This window comes from Lacinutrix venerupis (genome assembly GCF_003663945.1).
GTDB lineage: Bacteria > Bacteroidota > Bacteroidia > Flavobacteriales > Flavobacteriaceae > Lacinutrix > Lacinutrix venerupis.
Genome location: NZ_RCCH01000001.1, coordinates 363,289 through 381,375, shown reverse-complemented (window position 1 = coordinate 381,375; position 18,087 = coordinate 363,289). Strand labels below are relative to the sequence as shown.

General features: G+C 29.5%; 14 protein-coding genes. 7 read left to right on the top strand and 7 right to left on the bottom strand.

Annotated features, from left to right (window positions below):
* The 5 genes from CLV86_RS01750 to CLV86_RS01730 all read left to right on the top strand — a co-directional run bounded on the left by CLV86_RS01750 (position 1) and on the right by CLV86_RS01730 (position 6,287).
* A complete protein-coding gene (locus CLV86_RS01750) occupies positions 1-1,026 on the top strand; it encodes a ligase-associated DNA damage response exonuclease (protein WP_121048927.1) in 1,026 nt (341 codons plus the stop codon).
* Entirely contained in the window at positions 1,023-2,612 is a 1,590-nt protein-coding gene (locus CLV86_RS01745; RefSeq protein WP_121048924.1) for an ATP-dependent DNA ligase, read from the top strand. Before CLV86_RS01750 ends, CLV86_RS01745 begins: the two co-directional genes overlap by 4 nt.
* A 3-nt stretch (positions 2,613-2,615) precedes the next feature.
* On the top strand, positions 2,616-5,069 hold the full coding sequence (locus CLV86_RS01740; protein WP_121048921.1) for a ligase-associated DNA damage response DEXH box helicase: 2,454 nt from the start codon (positions 2,616-2,618) through the stop codon (positions 5,067-5,069).
* 1 nt (position 5,070) lies between these two features.
* Positions 5,071-5,721: a ligase-associated DNA damage response endonuclease PdeM gene (gene pdeM / locus CLV86_RS01735; RefSeq protein WP_121048918.1), complete on the top strand. Its 651-nt coding sequence runs from the start codon at positions 5,071-5,073 to the stop codon at positions 5,719-5,721.
* A 149-nt stretch (positions 5,722-5,870) separates the two neighbouring features.
* The gene (locus CLV86_RS01730) at positions 5,871-6,287 is read left to right on the top strand and encodes a hypothetical protein (RefSeq protein ID WP_121048914.1); all 417 of its coding nucleotides are present in this window, start codon (positions 5,871-5,873) and stop codon (positions 6,285-6,287) included.
* Between the two features lie 45 nt (positions 6,288-6,332).
* Here CLV86_RS01730 and CLV86_RS01725 read toward each other — a convergent pair whose 3' ends face one another.
* The 7 genes from CLV86_RS01725 to tsaD form a co-directional block, all read right to left on the bottom strand.
* A complete protein-coding gene (locus CLV86_RS01725; protein WP_121048912.1) occupies positions 6,333-7,514 on the bottom strand; it encodes a THUMP-like domain-containing protein in 1,182 nt (393 codons plus the stop codon).
* A 10-nt stretch (positions 7,515-7,524) separates the two neighbouring features.
* Positions 7,525-8,616, bottom strand: coding sequence for an AI-2E family transporter (locus CLV86_RS01720; RefSeq protein ID WP_121048909.1), 1,092 nt, complete (start codon positions 8,614-8,616; stop codon positions 7,525-7,527).
* A gap of 75 nt (positions 8,617-8,691) precedes the next feature.
* Positions 8,692-9,192, bottom strand: a complete 501-nt coding sequence (locus tag CLV86_RS01715) for a TrmH family RNA methyltransferase (RefSeq protein WP_121049413.1) — start codon at positions 9,190-9,192, stop codon at positions 8,692-8,694.
* Positions 9,193-9,202: 10 nt separating this feature from the next.
* Positions 9,203-9,844, bottom strand: a complete 642-nt coding sequence (locus CLV86_RS01710; protein ID WP_076733126.1) for a DUF4159 domain-containing protein — start codon at positions 9,842-9,844, stop codon at positions 9,203-9,205.
* A gap of 6 nt (positions 9,845-9,850) precedes the next feature.
* Complete coding sequence (locus CLV86_RS01705; RefSeq protein WP_121048906.1) at positions 9,851-10,570, bottom strand: 16S rRNA (uracil(1498)-N(3))-methyltransferase; 720 nt, start codon at positions 10,568-10,570, stop codon at positions 9,851-9,853.
* Complete coding sequence (locus tag CLV86_RS01700; protein ID WP_121048903.1) at positions 10,570-11,205, bottom strand: peptidylprolyl isomerase; 636 nt, start codon at positions 11,203-11,205, stop codon at positions 10,570-10,572. Before CLV86_RS01700 ends, CLV86_RS01705 begins: the two co-directional genes overlap by 1 nt.
* Before the next feature lie 111 nt (positions 11,206-11,316).
* Positions 11,317-12,339: a tRNA (adenosine(37)-N6)-threonylcarbamoyltransferase complex transferase subunit TsaD gene (tsaD, locus tag CLV86_RS01695; RefSeq protein WP_076733129.1), complete on the bottom strand. Its 1,023-nt coding sequence runs from the start codon at positions 12,337-12,339 to the stop codon at positions 11,317-11,319.
* 132 nt (positions 12,340-12,471) lie between these two features.
* On the opposite strand from tsaD, the gene CLV86_RS01690 reads away from it, so the two are divergent.
* Both CLV86_RS01690 and pfkA read left to right on the top strand, forming a co-directional pair.
* Entirely contained in the window at positions 12,472-16,866 is a 4,395-nt protein-coding gene (locus CLV86_RS01690) for a translocation/assembly module TamB domain-containing protein (RefSeq protein WP_249037436.1), read from the top strand.
* Between the two features lie 225 nt (positions 16,867-17,091).
* Positions 17,092-18,078, top strand: a complete 987-nt coding sequence (pfkA, locus tag CLV86_RS01685; protein WP_076733131.1) for a 6-phosphofructokinase — start codon at positions 17,092-17,094, stop codon at positions 18,076-18,078.
* Positions 18,079-18,087: the final 9 nt, after the last annotated feature.

Sequence of the window (18,087 nt, the reverse complement as noted above, 5' to 3'; positions counted from 1 at the left end):
TTGAAATTTATTAAATTTACTAAAAAAGGTATTTACTGCATTCCCGGAAAGTTTTATTTAGATCCTTGGTTGCCGGTAGACCATGCTATTATATCTCACGGTCATGCAGACCATTCACGCTCTGGTAATAAGCATTATTTTTGTCATGACGACTCAAAAGCTATATTAAAACACCGTTTAGGTGCAGATATAAGTATAGAAAGTATGGGATATAACCAAACACGTATTATTAATAATGTAAGTGTAAGTTTTTATCCAGCAGGTCACGTTATTGGTTCTGTACAAATACGTTTGGAGTACAAAGGAGAAGTAGTTGTGTTTACAGGCGATTATAAAACGCAGCCCGATTTTATAACAGATCCTTTCGAATCTGTTAAATGTCATACGTTTATTACAGAAAGCACTTTCGGACTCCCTATTTATAATTGGAAAACCGAATTACAATTGCAAGAACAGCTTCAAAATTGGGTGCTTCAAAATCAAGCTAATAATAAAACTAGTGTCTTTTTAGGCTATTCTTTAGGTAAATCACAACGTATTATGTCTTTAATCGATGGTATAGATAAAGTATATGTGCACACAGCAATTAATAATTTAAACAATGCCATTAGTAGCTCTGGTATTGCCTTACCGGAAACAACATTATTAAAACAAGATTTTGATAAAAAAGATATTCAGAATAAAATTATTATCATGCCACCTGGTTTATTAGGTTCAAGACTTTTAAAGCGTGTTCCCAATGCAGCAGTTGCCATCTGTTCTGGTTGGATGCAAATTCGCGGAAATAGGCGTTGGAAAGCTGTAGATGCAGGTTTTGCAGTAAGTGATCATGCAGATTGGAATGGATTATTGTCTGCAGTTAAAGCTTCAGAAGCAGAAAAAGTATATGTTACACATGGTTCTCAAGCTACTTTTTCAAAATACTTAAATGAAATTGGCATTGCTGCAGAAGAATTAATTACCGATTATGGCGACGAACAATTAGCTTCCGAAGAAAAAAAAGATAATTCCACAGCCAACGTATGAAGAACTTTTCAGAATTAATAAGTGCTATAGAAATTACAAATAAAACCAATGCAAAAATTGATGCATTAGTAAACTATTTTAAAGTAGCACCAGAGAAAGACAAGCTTTGGCTCATTTCAATTTTTACTGGAAAACGTCCGCCAAGACCTGTAAAATCAAATTTAATGAAACAATGGGCATTCGAAATCACAAAGTTACCAGAATGGTTATTTCTTGAAAGTTATAGCACTGTTGGCGATTTAGGAGAAACAATTGCTTTAATATTACCAGACCCAACGCATAAAATTGATAAACCGTTACATGTTTGGATGCGTGAACTTATTGCATTAAAACCAAAATCTGAAGAAGAAAAAAAAGAATATGTCCTTAATGCTTGGGCTGGTTTAGAGATGCAAGAACGATTAATTTTTAATAAGTTAATTGGAGGTAGTTTTAGAATTGGAGTTTCAAAAAAAACATTGGTAAATGCATTATCTAAATTATCTGGTATAGATGCAAACCAACTTATGCACAGCATAATTGGTAATTGGGATATAAATAAAATTTCTTTTGAAGATTTAATTAATGGTAGCCACATTAATTACGATAATTCAAAACCGTATCCATTCTTTCTAGCTTATGCTTTAGAAAAAGAATTACCAGAGTTAGGACAACCCGAAGAATGGCAGGTGGAGTATAAATGGGATGGTATTCGTGGACAAATAGTAAAGCGTAACAACGAAATTTATATTTGGTCACGTGGCGAAGAACTTGTTACTGAGCAATTTCCAGAAATTGTAGAAAATATATCAAAGCTTGAAAATGACTTTGTTATAGATGGTGAAATATTAGCCTTAAAAGATAGTGCGGTATTGCTTTTTAACGACTTGCAAAAAAGATTAAATCGTAAAAATATTACAAAAAAAATGTTGGAAGAGATTCCTGTAGGTTTTTATGTTTATGATTTACTGGAATGGAATGGAGAAGATTACAGAGAAAAACCTTTGGAGGAAAGAAGGCGTACTTTGGAGCAGTTGCTAGCTAAACCTTTTGTTTCTGAACAATTAAAACTATCAGAAGTTATTCAATTTAAAAAATGGGAATCTCTTATTGATTTAAGAGAGAATGCAAGAAGTATAAATTCTGAAGGATTAATGCTAAAGCAAAAAAAATCAGGATATCATGTTGGACGTAAAAAAGGCGATTGGTGGAAATGGAAAGTAGATCCTTTAACTATAGATGCGGTAATGATTTATGCCCAAAAAGGTAGTGGGAGACGCAGCAGTAAGTATACCGATTATACTTTTGCTGTTAAAAAAGGAGACGGTTTAGTAACAGTTGCTAAAGCTTATTCTGGTTTAACCGATGTTGAAATCACAGAAATTTCTCGTTGGGTAAACAAAAATGCTATTGAAAAATTTGGACCAGTACGCACAGTTAAAGCAGAACTTGTTTTCGAAATTGCTTTTGAAGGTATCGCTTATAGTAAAAGGCACAAATCTGGAGTAGCATTGCGTTTTCCAAGAATAAAACGTTGGAGAAAAGATAAACCAGTAAGTGAAATAGATACAATAGAATCTGTAACTGCATTAATTGAAGCACAATAAAGTATGAGTGGATTTAAAAACAGTGAGGGTTATAAAATTATAGAAAACTGGATGGCCAAAGATGGTCACGAGCCTTTTAGTTTTCAATTTAAAACGTGGCAACGTTATCACAATGGATATTCTGGTATGGTGGTAGCTCCTACAGGATTTGGCAAAACTTTTTCTGTGTTTTTGGCAGTTGTTATTGATTATATGAATAATCCTAAACAATATAAAAAAGGATTAAAATTAATTTGGGTCAGTCCATTACGCTCTTTGGCTAAAGATTTAGCTAAAGCCATGAACGAAGCTGTAGATTCTATAGGTTTAGATTGGACAGTTGAAGTTAGAAATGGAGACACACCACAAAAAGATAGACGCAGACAAGAACGTTTAATGCCAGATGTGTTACTAACCACTCCAGAAACCATGCATCTTTTGTTTTCTCAAAAAAATAATTCTCGCTGGTTTAAAAATGTAAAATGTGTAGCTGTAGATGAGTGGCACGAATTATTAGGAAGTAAAAGAGGTGTTTTAACCGAATTGCTAATTGCTAGAATTTTAGCATTATCACCAAAATTACGTATTTGGGGAATTACAGCAACTATTGGAAATTTAGAACAGGCAAAAGAGGTTTTAATTCCATATAAAAAAAATAAAACCACAACAATTCGTGCAAAAGAAAAAAAGAAAATAGATATTGTTTCTGTTTTGCCAGATGAAGTAGAAGTATTGCCTTGGGCTGGACACTTAGGAAAAACGATGGCTTCTAAAATTGTACCTATTATTTACGAAAATGAAACCACGTTAATTTTTACTAATACTAGAAACCAAAGTGAATTATGGTATCAAATTATTTTAGACCATGATCCAGATTTGGCTGGACAAATTGCTATTCATCATGGATCAATAGATAAAGTTTCTCGAAACTGGATAGAAGAGAATATAAGTTTAGGAAATTTAAAAACAGTTGTATGTACAAGTTCTCTAGATTTAGGTGTAGATTTTAAACCTGTAGATTGTGTAATACAAATAGGTTCTCCCAAAGGCATTGCTCGTTTTATGCAGCGTGCAGGAAGAAGTGGACATTCGCCTTACGAGCGTTCTAAAATATACTTTGTGCCCACAAACTCCATTCAGCTATTAGAAGCTTCAGCAATAAAGGAGGCAGTTAAAACTAATGCTATTGAGTCTCGAGAACCTATGGTTTTAACATACGATGTAATGGTTCAGTTTTTAGTTACATTGGCAGTAGGCGAAGGTTTTAAAGCAGAAAATACTTTTAAAATGATTAAGCAAGTTCATGCATTTCATTATATAACAGAAGAAGATTTTAATTGGGCTATTAACTTTATAACTCAAGGTGGTAATACATTAAATGCTTATGAGGAGTTCCATAAAGTTGTTTTAGGTGATGATAACTTATATAAAGTAAAAAGCCGACGAATTTCTATGTTACATAGAATGAATATTGGAGTAATTGTGAGTGATGCTATGTTAATGGTTAAATTTATGTCTGGCGGCTATATTGGCATGGTTGAAGAATATTTTATTACCAAATTAAAGCCAGGTATGAGTTTTATTTTAGGCGGTCGTGTACTAGAATTAATTATGGTAAAGGACATGAGTGTTTTGGTTAAACGAAGCAAAGCAAAAAAAGCTATTACACCAAGTTGGATGGGAGGCAGGTTACCTTTAACGTCTTACTTAAGTCACTTTTTAAGATTAAAATTAAACGATGCATTACAGCCAGGTACAAGAGAAAAGGAATTAAAATTTTTACATCCTTTATTAGCGAGGCAAGATAAGACATCTCATATCCCAAAGGCAAATGAATTTTTAATAGAATTATTAGAAACTAAAGATGGTTTTCATTTATTTATGTATCCTTTTGAAGGACGTTTAGTACATGAAGTTATTGCAGCTTTAATAGCTTACAGATTAGGAAAAATTAAACCACTAACGTTTACCATTGCAATGAATGATTACGGTTTTGAATTATTAAGCGACCAGCCAATACCGTTAGATGAAAGTAATGTAAAATCCATTTTATCACGACACAATTTAATTGAAGATGTTACTGCTAGTATAAATGCAGCAGAAATGGCGTCTAGAAAATTTAGAGACATTGCTGTTGTTGCAGGCTTAGTTGTACAATCTCAACCAGGCTCAAGAAAAAACAATAAAAGTTTGCAATCTTCTTCAGGTTTGATTTTTAGGGTGCTGGATGAAAATGAACCAAATAACTTATTATTACGCCAGGCATATACCGAAGTTTTTAACCAACAATTAGAAGAAGTACGTATGCAAGCTGCTTTTAAACGTATAGAAAAAAGTGAAATTATTATTAAAAGAGCAAAATCTTTTACACCTTTGAGCTTTCCAATAAAGGTAGATAGACTACGCAGTACTATAAGTAATGAAGACATTGGAAAGCGAATTGCACGTATTCAAGAGCAAGTATTTAAACTCGATTAAATTGCAAATAATTACCAAAAATATTTTTTGTAAAGAAGAAGAATTAACACTTACAAATCAGCGTGTTTTTTATTGGAAACGTAAGGAAACGTTAGTGCTTTCAGATTTGCATATAGGAAAATCTGCACACTTTAGAAAACATGGTATTCCGATACCAGATAATGTTTTAAAAAAAGATTTAAATAGGTTGAAGCAATTAATAATTTATTTCAATCCTAAAACGGTTATAGTAGTTGGCGATTTATTTCATGCAGAATTTAATAGCGATATCGAGACATTTAAAATATGGATTTTAGAATTTAAAAATATAAATTTTGAATTGATTATAGGTAATCACGATAGGCTTTCGGCAGATTTATATATGGACTTAAATATTAAAATATACAGGCCTAATAAAATAGAAGATAACTTATGCTTTGTGCATGATAATATAAAAATAGATGAAAACTATTTTACTGTTTCAGGTCATACACATCCAGGTGTTTTAATTAAAGGTAAGGCAAAACAAAAAATAAAATTGCCATGTTTTCAAGTAACCAATAATCAATTAATTTTACCAGCTTTTAGTCTTTTTACTGGTTTAAATACTAGTAATTGTCCAGAGAATTGTATTAATTATGCATTTACAGATGCAGCTATTTTTATTTTATAATCAATTTTTAAATTACATTACAACGATTAAATGTGTTTTTTAACGGTTAAATTCGCTTTTAATCGATTTCGTGTGTGTTTCGTTATTCTGTTAAATATTTATTAGCGAATACATACTACTTTCGCAGTCCCAAATTTAATAACCTATTTATGAAAACTTTTACATCGTTATTAAAGAAAGCTACATTAGTTTTATTATTATCTACAACTTTTTGTTGTTCTGTTGAACCTATTGATAGTGAACAATCTCTTGTTAATCAACCAGAAAACTTAACAAGTTTTAATTGTTCGGGCGAACAACCAGAAGCTCGTTTTGTAAACAATGGTTCTGTTTCATTTACATTTTCTATTATTAGTGAAGACTCTGGACAAGTTGCTCAGTTTATAGATGTAGCACCAGGAACTTCTACTAATTGGACTTCTTTTTCAAGTGGAAGCGTGCTTTTTTCTATTGATAGTAATACTTCAGGAGTGTCTGATATTAAAACACAATTGGCTATGCAGAATTGCGAAAGTTTTGAGCTTGTAGTACAATCTGATAATACATTATCATCAACTACCTTATAATTTATTTTAAAAATAAAATATATAAAAGCCTAAAATAGAATTGTTTTAGGCTTTTTTTGTGTCTATTATAATTTTATTGTTTTCATTATCTGTAGTAAAAAATAAATACGTATTTCCTCCATCTTTTAGAGAGAAAGTTTTTCTTAAGTTTTCTACTGAAATTGGAAAATTTCTAGTTGTAATATTTACTTTTTCATTTTTATAATTCTTCTTAATTGTTTTTTTATTATAAATTTCAATATTTTCAATTTTAAAAGACCTACCTGGAAAATCTATTAATTGATTAGAAGTATATAAGTGAGAATGTTTGTGGAGTTTTTTTAAATTTAGTTTTGAGGCTAAAGTTTCAAAAGCTCCTGCTTTTAATATGGCCGAATTTGGCTCGTATAAATAGGAGAGCGGTTTACTTAAAGTACTATTATTACTTGATTCTTCAGACAAATAAAAATTAAATTCTTGATTATTATATTTTGTAAAATTAATAGTCTTAATTTCTATTTCTCCAATAAAATCACGATCTAAAATCCAAAGCAATTCTTTTACTTCATTATTTACAGCTACACAATGTATTTGTTTAACATTAGACAATTCTTTAATCCCAGATGTAATATCTAATAATGGAGAGGTTTTAATCATTATATTTTTAGATTTTTTAAATAGTAAATCTAAATGTTCAGGAATATTTGGCAGGCAGTCTTTTAGTAAAAACACTTTGCCTTTAATATTGTCTCGTCTGGAAGGATCTACATAAATCCAACTATAGTTTTTTTGTCCTTCAGTTAAAATATCTAAACCATTTTTAGGATAACAATTAATATTTAAGCTATTTAATTGTTTGTAATTGTGGGTAACTATTTTAGATAGATTTGTATTAATTTCGCAATGTATTACTTGTTTTATTTGCTTGGCAAAGTAATAACAGTCAACACCAAAACCACCAGTTAAATCTATTAAATTATCACCAGAAACTAGGTTTGCTTTATATTTTGCAGTCGTTTCAGACGAGGTTTGCTCTATATTTAATTTATTAGGATAATAAATATTTTGATTAGAAAACCAGGTTGGTAGTTTTTTTTGAGAGCGTTTTTTTGCTTCAATTTGTTCAATTAATTGTGAAGTTTCAACATTTGGAAAACTAGTACCTTTTAATATTAATTTAGAAATATTAGAATTAATATTATTATTGATATAGTTTTGTACTTCTTTGGTTAAAATGCTGGAAATCAAAAGTATTGTTTTATTCTAATCCTTTGGTTAATCTTTTAACAATTCTGTATTCTGATAAAAATTCTTTTGCAATAACCTTTATCGCGGTATATAATGGCACAGCTAATATTAAGCCAGTTATACCAAAAAGTAAACCAGCAATAACAATAACTATAAAAATTTCTAAAGGATGAGACTTAACACTTTTAGAAAAAATAAATGGCTGACTGAAAAAGTTGTCTACCAGTTGAGCTATTATAAAACCAATCATAACATAAATAGTTTTAGGTAAAATTACATCACTAAAGCTTTCTCCCAAATTACTTGACATTGTTAATAGTATAATTAATACTGCACTAATAATTGGTCCTACGTATGGAATAACATTTAAAAGTGCACAAAGAGAAGCAATTATTATTGCGTTTTTAATTCCGAAAACAACTAATACTGAAGAATAAATTACAAATAATATTAATAGTTGGATTAATAATCCTCCAAAGTATCTTGATAGTAGGTCTCTAATCGTAAATAAAGATCTTTTTATTCTATCGTCATGCGCTTTTGGAAATAAAGACATTACACTTTTGCCAAAAAGAGTACTATCTTTTAAAAAGAAAAACGAAATAAATAATACAGAAAACAAACCAATACTAAAGCTGCTTAAGCCTAAAATTATAGCATTTAAAAAATCTGGTATAAACCCAAAATTTAAATTGGCTATAAGTTTAGAATCTTCAATCGATTCTTCTACACTAGCATTGCTTAATCCAAAATGGCTTATAAATTCTTTATACAAATTTTCTATGTTAATTTGTAATTGTTCAATATCTAAAAGCGATAAATTTTGACCTTGTTCTATAGCTAAAGGTATAAACATGCCTATAAGTCCAGATAAAATTAAAATAAATAATAGCATAGTTACTACTACAGCAAGTGTATCTCCAAACTTTAGTTTTGTCATAAAAAAACGTTTAACAGGCCTGCCAATAAGTGATACTACACCAGCAATTGTAATATATGCAATTACAGATTGAATTTTATATAAAAACCATAGAAGCACTGCTATACCTACAAGTATTGCAACAGCTCTTAAAATGCCATTTGAAATTGCTTTAGAATTCATAAGGTAAATATAGGCATTGGTTTATAAATATGTATTTGCTATTATTTAATTTTAAGGGAAATTACTAAAATTAATTTATTGTAACTGTTTTGTTATTTCATAAAGCGCAATATTAGTAGCTTGAACTACATTCATGCTACTGTTTTGACCAAACATATTAATATGCAATGTATGCTCACATTTATTAAGTATGTTTTCCGAAACACCAAAGTTTTCATCTCCAATTATTAAAGCTATTGGTTTTTTTGATGAAAATTGAAATGTATGAATTGGTAAACTGTTTTTAGTTATTTCTAAAGCAATACATTGATAGTTTAGCGTTTTTAAATTTGTAACTACTTCTGAAATATTTTCGATAATTTCATATTTTACTACTTTTTCTGTAGCGCGAGATGTTTTAGTCATTTTCCTTCCCAAAGGAATGTTATTGCTACAAAATATTATTTTTTCAACACCAAAAGCATCTGCTATACGAAACAAGCTACCAATATTTGGAGCGTTAGAAACATTTTCACAAATTAAAGTAATTGGAAAAATTTTTTTATTAAAATTTGTAGTGTAGTGAGTAAGTTGCAATGCTAGAATTTTAATTTTCGAAAACGTATTTAACAATATTTGCTCCCATTTGCAAAGCTTTTAATCTTACATCTTCAGGGTCGTTATGTACTTCTTTATCTTCCCATCCATCTCCTAAATCGCTTTCTATAGTTAATAAAAGTACTAATCTATTTTCATAAAACAACCCTAATGCTTGTGGTCTTTTACCATCATGTTCATGAATTTTTGGTAAGCCTTTTGGAAACTTATAACTAGTTTTAAAAATGTCATGGTTTGCTGGTAGTTCTTTTAATTCTTGATTTGGAAATACTTTTTTTAGCTCTTTAGTTACATATTGTTTCATACCATAATTATCATCAATATGTAAAAAACCTCCAGAAATTAAATAATTACGTAAATTTTCGGCTTCTTCTTCATTAAAAAAAACATTGCCATGACCCGTCATGTGTAGTAAAGGAAATTGAAAAATATCTATGCTGCCAACTTCTACGGTTTCTGGTTTTTCGTTTATTTTAGTATTTATATTCTTATTACAAAACTTAATTAAATTAGGTAATGCTGTTGGGTTGGAGTACCAATCGCCACCACCTTTATATTTTAAAATGGCAATATCTTGCGAGAAAATAGCAAAAGAATATAGAGAAAAGAAAAGAGATAAAAGTAATTTCATTAAATATTAATTAATAGATTCATTTAAAAATGCAACGGAGTGACATGCTACTATTGCTGCAGTTTCTGTTCTCAAGCGTGTTTCTCCCAAAGTTACAGGAATAAATTTATTTTGTATGGCGTTTGCTATTTCTTTAGTAGAGAAATCGCCTTCTGGACCAATTAATATAGTTGTATTTTTATTAGCTTTAAGCTCTTGTTTTAAAGATTTTTTATTCGAGTCTTCACAATGTGCAATAAATAAATGGTCTTGACCTTTAAAATCTTGTTTAATAAAATCTTTAAAAGCTATAGCCTCGTTTAATTTTGGAAGGTAACTGCTTAAAGATTGTTTCATAGCAGATTGTAAAATTTTATGAAAACGCTCTGGTTTAATAATTTTACGTTCGCTATGGTCGCAAATAATAGGTGTAATTTCTTGAATACCAATTTCTGTTGCCTTTTCTAAAAACCACTCGTAACGATCATTCATTTTTGTAGGTGCAACAGCTAGGTGTAAATTATATTTTTTTCTTTCTTGAAATTGTTTTGTTTTAATTTGAGCGACACAATTTTTTATGTTATCACTTATAATTTCGGCAGCAAATAGCCAGCCACTACCGTTAGTAATATGCATAGTATCTCCTGTTTTTTTACGTAAAACTTTAATAATATGTTTGCTTTCTTCTTTAGAGAAAGAAAATTGAGTAGTAGTTTCTGTAATTTCAGGATTATAAAATAATTGCATTAATCTATTTCTTCTTGTACTTTAAGTACATAAACTTCTTTAATTAATTGTAGTCTATGTGTTTTTTTTATAATATAAAAACCGTTATCATCTGTAATACCAACATCAAAAATATCATCAACTTGGTGTGCTAAGTTATTAGCTTCTTCTTCTATTTCAATTGGCAATTGTCCATCTTTTACCCAACCAGAATCTCCACCTTTTCTAGCATTATCTGCCATAGAATATTTTTTAGCTAAATCACCAAAATCTACACCTTTAGCATATTTTGTCATTATGGTTTTACGTAAATTATATATTTCGTCTACCGGCATTTTATTACCATCAAAATAAATATAACTTATTCTGTAATGCGGTTCGTTTTCTTTTTTAACTACTTTATAATGTGTTTTGTTAAACTGCGTTCTTTCGGTTTTAGTAAATCCTGCAGGCATTTCTAAAAGCTCTTTAGCGAGTTTGCTATGATGTTTTTCGGTATTAAAAACCATTAATTTTTTCTTTCTTGATTTTTTCTCACCAATATAATCTTCTGCTTGCTCTAAAGTCTCAATGTCTTTAAGGTCTTTTTTAACATTGGTTTGCGCAAATATTGAAAGTGATAAAGTAAAAAATAGGAAAAAGAAAAATTTGTTCATTTTTATTGTAGGTTTATTTTAGTTTACAAAAAAACGAAAAAATAAGGTATCTATTGCAATAGTTGATATGGTTATCAACAAGATTTTAACAAAGAATCTATTTTTTCAATATTATATTTTTAGTCTTGAGGAAGCCATAACATCTTGTTTTGCAAAATCACTTTCTAAATATTTTAAATAACCTACAATGCCTATCATGCCGGCATTATCTGTAGTGTATTCAAATTTAGGTATATAAGTAGTCCATCCAAATTTTTGTTCACCATCTTTTAGTGCTTTTCTAATACCAGAGTTTGCTGAGACACCACCACCAATAGCAATGTGTTTTATACCAGTTTGTTTTGCTGCTAATTTTAATTTATCCATTAAAATACCAATTATGGTGTATTGTATAGAAGCACAGATATCGTTTAAGTTTTCGGCAATAAAATTTGGATTTTCTTTTACTTCACGCTGAATAAAATATAGTACAGCAGTCTTAAATCCCGAAAAGCTAAAATTTAATCCTTCAACTTTTGGTTTTGTAAATTTAAAGGCTTTTGGATTTCCTAATTGCGCACGTTTATCTATTTCTGGTCCTGCAGGATAGCCTAAGCCAAGTATTTTTCCGCTTTTATCATATGCTTCACCAACAGCGTCATCAATAGTTTCACCTATAACTTCCATGTTAAAGTAGCTAGTAACTTTTACAATTTGTGTATGTCCTCCAGAAATAGTCATAGCTAAAAATGGAAACTCTGGTTTTTTATAACCATCTTCTGTTATAAAATGAGCTAAAATATGTGCTTGCATGTGGTTTACATCTATTAGCGGGATGTTTAAACCGTAAGCTAAAGATTTTGCAAAACTAGTACCTACCAAAAGAGAACCCATTAAACCTGGTCCAAGAGTAAAAGCAACGGCATGTAATTGGTCTTTAGTAACATTAGCTTTTTTTAAAGCTTGGTGTACTACAGGTACAATATTTTGTTGGTGAGCTCTTGAAGCTAATTCTGGTACAACTCCACCATATTCTTCATGAATTTTTTGAGTTGCAACAACATTACTTAAAACCTTGTCGTTACACAGTATAGCTGCCGATGTATCATCGCAAGAAGACTCAATACTAAGGATGTAAATATTTTGTGAGGACATTAGTAAATATTCGGCATTATAATTGTTAATTTTGAATTGTATTTAATAGAAAAACAAAGGTAGCTTTTTAAACTTAAATTAGGTATTAAGAATTTTTTAAAAATAGTAGGTAAATTAATAGCAATACTGTTATTGCTTTTCATCATTTTGGTGTTGGTGCTATCTATTCCAGCTGTTCAAACCAAACTTGGTGGTTATTTAACTAAACGTTTAAATGAAGATTATAAAACTAATATTAACGTTGGTAAGGTTGGTCTTCAATTTAATGGCGATGTAGAGCTAAAAGAAATTTTAATACGTGATTATAAAAAGGATACATTAATTAGCGCTGCAGAGTTAAATACATCTATTTTAAGTTTTAGCAATATAATTAATGGTACTTTAAATTTTGGGGATATAGATATGGAAGATTTAATCTTTAATATCGTAACCTATAAAGGTGAAACAGACACTAATTTGGATGTTTTTGTAGCTAGATTTGATAGTGATAATCCTAGACCAGAAAAAAGTACATTTTTACTGTCTTCAAGCGATGTTTCAATATACAATGGCTTATTTAAGTTTATTGATAAAAATAAAGAGACACCAGAAATTCTTGAGTTTAATAAGTTAGATATTAATGCAACAAATTTTCTAATTAATGGTAGCGATGTAAGTGCGCGTATAAACACATTATCTTTTATAGACAGTCGTGGACTAATAGTACAAAACATGTCTACCAATTTTGAATATACGCTTAAAAATATGGTTTTTAATAATTTAGATATTAAAACCAAAAATTCTACACTTAAAGGAAATCTAACTTTTAATTATAATAGAGAAGATTTTAAAGATTTTGAAAATAAAGTAAATGTAGATGCTAATTTTAGCGACGCTAACATTGCTTTAGATGAATTAAATGTTTTTTATAATGAGTTTGGTGTTAACCAGCGTGCGCGATTTAGTACAAATGTTTCGGGCACATTGAACGATTTAACATTAAATAATTTAAAATTAAATTCTAGTACTAGAACTAAAATTTATGGCGATATAAATTTTAAAAACCTTTTAAATAGTGAAGAAAATAATTTTGCTATGGCTGGAGAGTTTTCTAATTTAACATCTAATTATAAAGATTTAAAACGTTTATTACCAAATGTTTTAGGAGCATCAATTCCTTCAATATTCGATAAATTAGGCGATTTTGTTATTCAAGGAACAACAGATATAACACCAACAAAAATTCTTGCCGATTTAAATATTAATACAGAGCTAGGTTTTATAAAATCTAATTTAAGTATATCAGATGTAAATAGTATAGACCATGCTACTTATAAAGGAAATATAATATTCGACCAATTTAATATTGGTGATTTTTTAGAAGATCCAAAACTTGGAGAAATATCTTCAAATCTCGATGTCGATGGTTTTGGTTTTAAAAAAGAAAATTTAAGAACAGGTGTTAAAGGAGATGTTTACACTATAAATTATAACAATTATAGCTATAAAAATATAATTGTAAATGGAGAATATAAGCAAAGTGTATTTAACGGTAAACTTGTTGCGGACGATACTAATTTAAAATTAGAATTTAATGGGTTAGCAGACTTATCTACAGAAATAAATACTTTCGATTTTTCTGCAAATGTTGAATATGCTAATTTAAATAAACTTAATTTTTACACTAGAGATTCTCTATCGCTTTTTAAAGGTAATGTGCAAATGAAAATGAAAGGCACAACTTTAGACGATGCAGTTGGAAATATATCTTTTAATAAAACAAGTTATAAAAATGAAACCGAAGATTATTACTTTGAAGATTTTGCAATAACATCATCATTTGAAGGAGAAAAACATATTATTAATGTAAACTCTCCAGATATTATTGAGGGCACAATGAAGGGAGAGTTTTTATTTAAAGACATTCCAGATTTGTTTGAAAACTCTATAAAAAATGTTTACACAAACCAGTCACCTAATATTATTGAAACCGACCAGTATATAGATTTTAATTTTAAAATTTATAATAAAATTGTCGAGGTATTTTATCCAGAAATAGTTTTAGGAAAAAACACTTATATAAGAGGTAGAGTAGAAACAGACGAAAAAGAATTTAAATTAACTTTTAAGTCACCTAAAATAGAATGGTTAGATTATTTTGCAAGTGAAATAGAGGTGCAAGTAGATAATAAAAACCCTTTATTTAATACGTTTGTAGAAATAGATAGTTTAAATACTAACTTCTATAACATATCTAAATTTAACTTAATTAACGTAACTTTAAACGACACTTTATACATGCGAAGTGAGTTTAAAGGAGGTAATACAAATACAGATGAGTACAATCTTAGTTTTTATCATACAGTAAACGAAAATAATAATTCTGTTATAGGCTTTAAAAGAAGTGAAGTTAAGTTTAAAAATAACTTATGGAGGCTTAACGAAGCATCAGATAAGTATAATAAAATTGAAATTGCTAATGACTTTAGAGACTTTAATGTAGAACAATTAATTTTAAGTCATAAAAATGAAGAAATAAAACTAGCAGGAGTAATTAGAGACTCTACTTATAAAGATTTAAAACTTAATTTTAAAGATGTAGATTTAGCAAAAATTACACCTAGAATAGATAGTTTATCTTTAGCAGGAAATGTAAACGGTAAATTAGATTTACTTCAAAAAAATGGAAGTTACCTTCCAAACTCTTCAATAACAATAGACGATTTAGAGATTAATAAAACATACTTTGGATCGTTTGATGCTAATATTAAAGGAAATCAATCTCTTACAAACTATTCCGTAAAGGCTAAAATAAAAAACGACACAAAAAATGCTTTCGAAGCTATTGGAGATATAGATGTTTCTAGTGATAATGCAGCTATTGATGTAGACTTGCGATTTAACGACTTTAATATAAACATTTTATCACCTCTTTTAGAACCTGTTTTAAGTAATATTAGAGGAGACGTAACAGGAAATATAGCGGTAATTGGAGATTTAAAAAAACCAAATTTTAATGGCGATTTAAAAATTGATAATGGAGGACTAAAAATACCATATCTTAATGTAGATTTCGATTTTGATAAAAAGTCCTCTGTAACATTAGATAATCAAAATTTTAACTTCAATACCATTAAAATTACCGATGTTAAATATGGCACACAAGGAATTTTAGATGGTAAAATAAGCCATGTAAACTTTGGAAATTGGCGATTAGATTTAGGTATAGACACAAATAGACTTTTAGTTTTAGATACCAAAGAGCAAGAAGAATCCCTATATTATGGTACAGGCTTTATTTCAGGAAGTGCCGAAATATTTGGGCCTACAGAATCTTTGAATATTACTGCCGAAGCAGAAACAATGAAAGGAACAGAGTTTTACATACCGTTAAGTGATGTAGAATCGTTTGGAGATAACTCCTTTATTCATTTTTTAACTCCAGAAGAAAAACGTGCCAAATCCGAAGGCATAGAAATAGAAACAAAAAATATTTCTGGTTTAGAACTCTTTTTCGACCTAAATGTTACCCAAGATGCCTTAATAGAAATTGTAATGGATAAAGAATCTGGAAGTACAATAAGAGGTCGAGGTAACGGAAGTTTACTATTTAATATTAATACCAACGATAAATTTGAAATGTTTGGAGATTTTGTTGTTTATGAAGGTATATATAATTTCCTTTATGGAGGAATTGTACAAAAAGAATTTAGTGTAAATCCATACGAAAGTACAATAGCTTGGAATGGAAATCCATTAGATGCAGAAATAAATATACAAGCCATTTATAAAACAAGAACAAATCCATCACCTTTATTAGATAATCCTATTAATAGAACCATACCTGTAGAATTAGAAATTAATTTAACAGGAAAATTAGAAAGACCAGAGCCAGAATTTAAATTCGAATTCCCAAACGCTAGTTCTACAATAAAGTCTGAGTTAAATTATAGATTAGATTCTAAAGCAGATATAGATAATCAAGCACTATACTTAATAACTACAGGTAGTTTTAATAGGCAATTACAAGACATAAATTTATCTGGAACAATTGCAGAAAGAATTAATGGTTTAATAAATGGAATATTCACAGATTCCGACAATAAAATTAAAATAGGATTAAATTATGAAGCAGGCCAAAATCGTCCAGATTACAACACAGACGATCGTGTTGGTTTTACGCTTCAAACCAAAATTACAGACCGAGTATTAATTAACGGAAAAGTAGGAGTGCCAGTTGGTGGAGCTTCAGACTCTGTAATCGCTGGTGATGTTCAAGTAGATTTTTTATTAAATGAAGAAGGAACATTAACCGCAACTGTATTTAATAGAGAAAATAGTATTAGAAATTTTGGAGAAGAAATTGGTTATACTCAAGGCCTTGGTATTGCTTACTCTGTAGATTTCGATACATTTGGAGAATTGCTTAGAAAAATCTTTAATAAACAAGAAACAGAATCTACAGAAGCTACTCCCGAAGAAAAAACAGAACCTATAGAAAAAGACAATCCATTACCAGAAGGAATAGGTATTAAAAAGAAGCAATAATATTCAATATCCTTTTAAAATTATTAGGATATTTTACTAATAATTATGTTTCAAAAACAGATTTCTAGAACCTTTTTAAGTGTTGTGTAATCAACTTTTTAACCTTTTTTCAACAATTTTACTAACTAAAACGTTATAGTAAAAGTATGCCTACAAATTTTTAACAAAACCATAGTATTATATTGATTTACTTTAATTAGTTTAGCTTCAAACTAAGTAAATTAAATGTCTAAAACAATTAAAAAAATTGGAGTAATGACCTCTGGAGGAGATGCTCCAGGAATGAATGCAGCAATTAGATCTGTTGCTAGAACATGTGCGTTTCATAATATAGAATGCGTTGGAATTTATCGAGGTTACGAAGGCATGATTGAGGGAGACTTTAAAGAGTTAACTGCAAGAAATGTAAAAGGCCTAATAAATAAAGGTGGAACAGTATTAAAATCTGCTCGTTCTAGTGAGTTTAGAACTAAAGAAGGAAGAGAAAAAGCATATAATGCTTTAATAGCAAAAGGAATTGATGGTTTAGTTACCATCGGTGGAGATGGAACATTTACAGGAGCTTTAATATTTAACCAAGAATATGGTTTTCCAGTAATGGGAATTCCTGGCACAATAGATAACGATATTTTTGGAACTTCACATACATTAGGTTACGATACAGCATTAAACACAGTAGTAGAATGTATAGATAAAATACGCGATACGGCAAGTTCTCATAATAGACTTTTTTTTGTTGAAGTTATGGGACGTGATGTTGGACATATAGCATTAAACGTTGGAATTGGAGCAGGAGCAGAAGAAATTTTAATTCCTGAAGAAGATTTAGGCTTAGATCGATTAGTAGAATCTTTAAGAAGAAGTAAAAAATCTGGAAAATCGTCTAGTATTGTTGTTGTTGCCGAAGGTGATAAAATAGGTAAAAACGTATTTGAGCTAAAAGATTATGTAGATGAGAATATGAAAGATTACGAAGTACGTGTATCTGTTTTAGGTCACATGCAACGTGGTGGTTCTCCATCATGTTTCGATCGTGTTTTAGCTAGTAGAATGGGAGTAAAAGCTGTAGAGAGTTTAATGGAAGGTCAATCTAATTACATGGTTGGCTTGTTAAGCGACAAAATAGTATTAACACCTTTAGAAAAAGCAGTAAAAGGAAAATCAAAAATAAATAAAGAATTAATTCGTGTGTCAGATATCATGACCACATAATATAGAAAG

Bases quoted from the DNA above. Each gene is read 5' to 3' on its own strand.
- CLV86_RS01745 (WP_121048924.1), top strand. From the start codon at position 1,023: ATGAAGAACTTTTCAGAATTAATAAGTGCTATAGAAATTACAAATAAA.
- CLV86_RS01700 (WP_121048903.1), bottom strand. From the start codon at position 11,205: ATGAACAAATTTTTCTTTTTCCTATTTTTTACTTTATCACTTTCAATA.
- tsaD (WP_076733129.1), bottom strand. From the start codon at position 12,339: ATGTCCTCACAAAATATTTACATCCTTAGTATTGAGTCTTCTTGCGAT.
- CLV86_RS01710 (WP_076733126.1), bottom strand. From the start codon at position 9,844: ATGAAATTACTTTTATCTCTTTTCTTTTCTCTATATTCTTTTGCTATT.
- CLV86_RS01740 (WP_121048921.1), top strand. From the start codon at position 2,616: ATGAGTGGATTTAAAAACAGTGAGGGTTATAAAATTATAGAAAACTGG.
- CLV86_RS01720 (WP_121048909.1), bottom strand. From the start codon at position 8,616: ATGAATTCTAAAGCAATTTCAAATGGCATTTTAAGAGCTGTTGCAATA.
- pfkA (WP_076733131.1), top strand. From the start codon at position 17,092: ATGTCTAAAACAATTAAAAAAATTGGAGTAATGACCTCTGGAGGAGAT.
- CLV86_RS01705 (WP_121048906.1), bottom strand. From the start codon at position 10,570: ATGCAATTATTTTATAATCCTGAAATTACAGAAACTACTACTCAATTT.
- CLV86_RS01730 (WP_121048914.1), top strand. From the start codon at position 5,871: ATGAAAACTTTTACATCGTTATTAAAGAAAGCTACATTAGTTTTATTA.